The organism is Bacillus sp. JJ1503 (assembly GCF_036965125.1).
GTDB lineage: Bacteria > Bacillota > Bacilli > Bacillales > Cytobacillaceae > Cytobacillus.
In genome coordinates this window covers 1-2,909 of record NZ_JBALOZ010000513.1, presented here as the reverse complement: position 1 = coordinate 2,909, position 2,909 = coordinate 1, and the positions used below count along the sequence as shown (strand labels likewise).

Sequence of the window (2,909 nt, the reverse complement as noted above, 5' to 3'; positions counted from 1 at the left end):
CTTTAATCCTTAGCAACAAATAAATCTTGTAAAAATTGAGTAAAAACAGTCTGATAGTTTTGTTTCCATAATCCCGAATCTTTCCCGGCCGACTGAGGATTATTGTTAAAAGATCGACTGCGATCAATAGTATCCTCCACTAATCCAGCACCCACTTTATCCCAAATTTTAAGTGGATTTGATCGCCAGTAATATTCCCCATCTTTTTCATCGACTAGCGCTCTAAAAGCACCAATGATTGGATATAACAAACCTTTAGAAATTCGATAATTTGTTTCTAAATTGTAAAACTTGGTATAAAACTTAGCCCCGTCCTTAGCAGTTTCAACTCCACGTATTTTTCCAAAAGCACCATTTTGGACTTTTTCGCGGTATTTCTTTGACATTTCAAACTCAATTAAATCGGCTAATTTAATTATTTCGACTAAAATAGGTTTCATTTTAGCATAGGGATTTGGTAAACAATCTTTATGTTCATCATACATCTTGTTATATTCCTTTAATGTCATAGCTTTTGAACTATATGCTTGCACAGGTTGTGTTTCTTTATCAGGGAATTTATCAATGTTATACATGAACATTATTGAGATAATATCCAAAACATCAATAGGCTCCAATGAATTTTCTTTGTACGCAATTTGATTTGAATACGGTTCATTTTCAATAACATTTTTCACAATGCTTTCAAAACGATCTTTTAACTCAGTTATTGCTTTATCACTAACTGGTACAGAAGTATTACGAGAATCAGCCACATCTTGGAAAATATTTTCAATACCAGTTAGAATTTCAACCTTTACATATTGGCGAGTTCCTTTTTCATTAAAAGCTTCTAACATTTTCGCTTGATTTTTTAATACTGTCTTATATGAATGGCCGCCGTCCACAATACCATAGACTCCTATTTCATCTTGAATAGAACGATTTCCTAAATTTAGTGTAACTATGCTATTCTTGGCATCAAATTTAAATGATTTGGCAGATATTAAAAGTCCACGGTTTAAAATATGAAAAGCATTATTCAAATCTAACAAACCTTCTTCAATATGCTTCGCTACCTTTGTACGCATATTTTGTAAGCGAGGATTCGGATCTAAAGGAATATTATCAGGTACTTTTGTTACATCCATATACAAAATACATGTCTCCACATTACCATTTACATCTTCCATTAAATATGGGCTTGGCATTTTTCTAAAACCACTAACCTCTAAATCAATAATTAAATCATTTGTCATTAGATATTCCTCCTTGTATAATGTTGGTAATTATAATTTATCACAACAAGTTGAAAATGAATACCAAGTAAACTTGGTATTCTTAAGTGAAGGAGTATAATTATGGAAATTAAACATGTAATAGGACATTGCCTTTACGAGCTCAGAAATAATGAAGGTTTTTCTCGAAATGAATTTGCTAGCCTAGCTGGAATATCTTTAAATGCATACTCAAGTATCGAAAACGGACAAAGTTTAATTAAATTGGACACATTAGACCATCTATTAACAACATTGTCTATTCCAATGTCTGAATTTTTTAAACAAGTAGATAATAAAAAGGCTAACTATAAAAAAACTTCACAGGAGTGATTAGATTCAAAACACGATTAGTTTACAGTAAGTAAATTTGCCAAAGTGATTGGAAAAAATGTGTAAAATGAATCGAATTTCTATCGTTTTCAAACTGATTCTAAAAAATAAAAAAAGCTTACAAACCTTATTAAATCAAGGTTTGTTAAGCTATAAAAATTTCTCAACTTTATTAAAATCTTACTAAAGATACCGGTGGTCGGGGTCGAACCGACACTCCAGATGGAACACGATTTTGAAATCGCAATTTTAGGCAATAGGAAAAGAAAGTCAATAGGATCAAGGGGTAGAGTCGAATTTTTCACTCTTTCTCTTTTACCCTCGCTTACGATTCGATAATTTTGTATGCTTAATAACATACTAGCTATTATTTCTCATATTCATTCTTTTTTGTTTCTTACTTTATCTTCCTGCTTCAAATGCTATCTACAAAAATTTCTTCCCTTTGGTCTTCTCTCCCTATACACAACTCCTTCTACTTTCTTACTATTTTGTACTAAATAATAAACGATCCTTTTTCATAACTTCCTTTTTTACTTTACAGAAATGAAAAAAAATTACCTTCCTGATATTTTTGCAGTTTAGGTTTAAGGAAAACGGCGCCAGTCCCCCGTCGCACTAAAGCTTTCATGTGCAGGGGGACTGGCACCGATTATCGGTATTCTTTGAACAAGAAGCGACACTTTTATTCGTAAGTTGGTAAACAGCATGCGCCTCTAAATAGTCTTCGTTATACTCTAAAACTGCATCAAGAGGCAACATTTCAAGATTAGGCAACTGGCCAAGCTGCTATCAAATTGTCCAAGTGCCTGATGAGAAGAATTCGTCAAATACATATGCGCATGAAACAGCTGCTGATCATTTAACCGATATTCTTTTTTTTATATGAGAATCTTGATATGTTAATGTCGACTGAAAATAATGTACAGACCTTCTATACTCTGTATCTTTATAGGAAAGAAATCCTAATCGATAATAGGCTATCGGATTGGTCGGATCATATTTAAGAGCACGCTGTAAAGAACTTCTAGCAAGCTCATCATCTTTGACATTATTCATTTTTAAATAAGTACCGTATTTAATCAGATAAAAGATTAGTGGTTCCTTAATATTATAGAGCTCAGCCCCATATTGTTCCTTATTCTTTCGGGCAAGCGGCACTAGCCGGCGGTACATTTCTTCATATATTTTAATGAGCATGGAGTAGTTGCCATGTTCAGATTTTGGTTCGTTTTCTTGCAAGGTTAGTTCTAGGTTTTCTAGTTCTTCTAGAGATAGTAGGGTTAGTCTCATGCTTGATCAGCTGTCTTGGATTATAAT

Annotated in this window: 3 protein-coding genes; 1 reads left to right on the top strand and 2 read right to left on the bottom strand. The window is 32.9% G+C overall.

Going from position 1 to position 2,909, the window contains the following annotated elements; all coding sequences use genetic code 11:
- Positions 1-2: 2 nt before the first annotated feature.
- Positions 3-1,238: an AIPR family protein gene (locus V7149_RS26090; protein WP_335348461.1), complete on the bottom strand. Its 1,236-nt coding sequence runs from the start codon at positions 1,236-1,238 to the stop codon at positions 3-5.
- Positions 1,239-1,340: 102 nt separating this feature from the next.
- Here V7149_RS26090 and V7149_RS26085 point away from each other — a divergent pair, with 102 nt between their 5' ends.
- Positions 1,341-1,589 carry a helix-turn-helix domain-containing protein gene (locus V7149_RS26085; RefSeq protein WP_335348460.1) on the top strand — a complete coding sequence of 83 codons (249 nt, stop codon included), beginning with the start codon at positions 1,341-1,343 and terminating at the stop codon, positions 1,587-1,589.
- An 858-nt stretch (positions 1,590-2,447) separates the two neighbouring features.
- Here the strand turns inward: V7149_RS26085 and V7149_RS26080 are convergent.
- Positions 2,448-2,882 (bottom strand): tetratricopeptide repeat protein, encoded by a 435-nt coding sequence (locus V7149_RS26080; protein WP_335348459.1) that lies wholly within the window; start codon positions 2,880-2,882, stop codon positions 2,448-2,450.
- Positions 2,883-2,909: the final 27 nt, after the last annotated feature.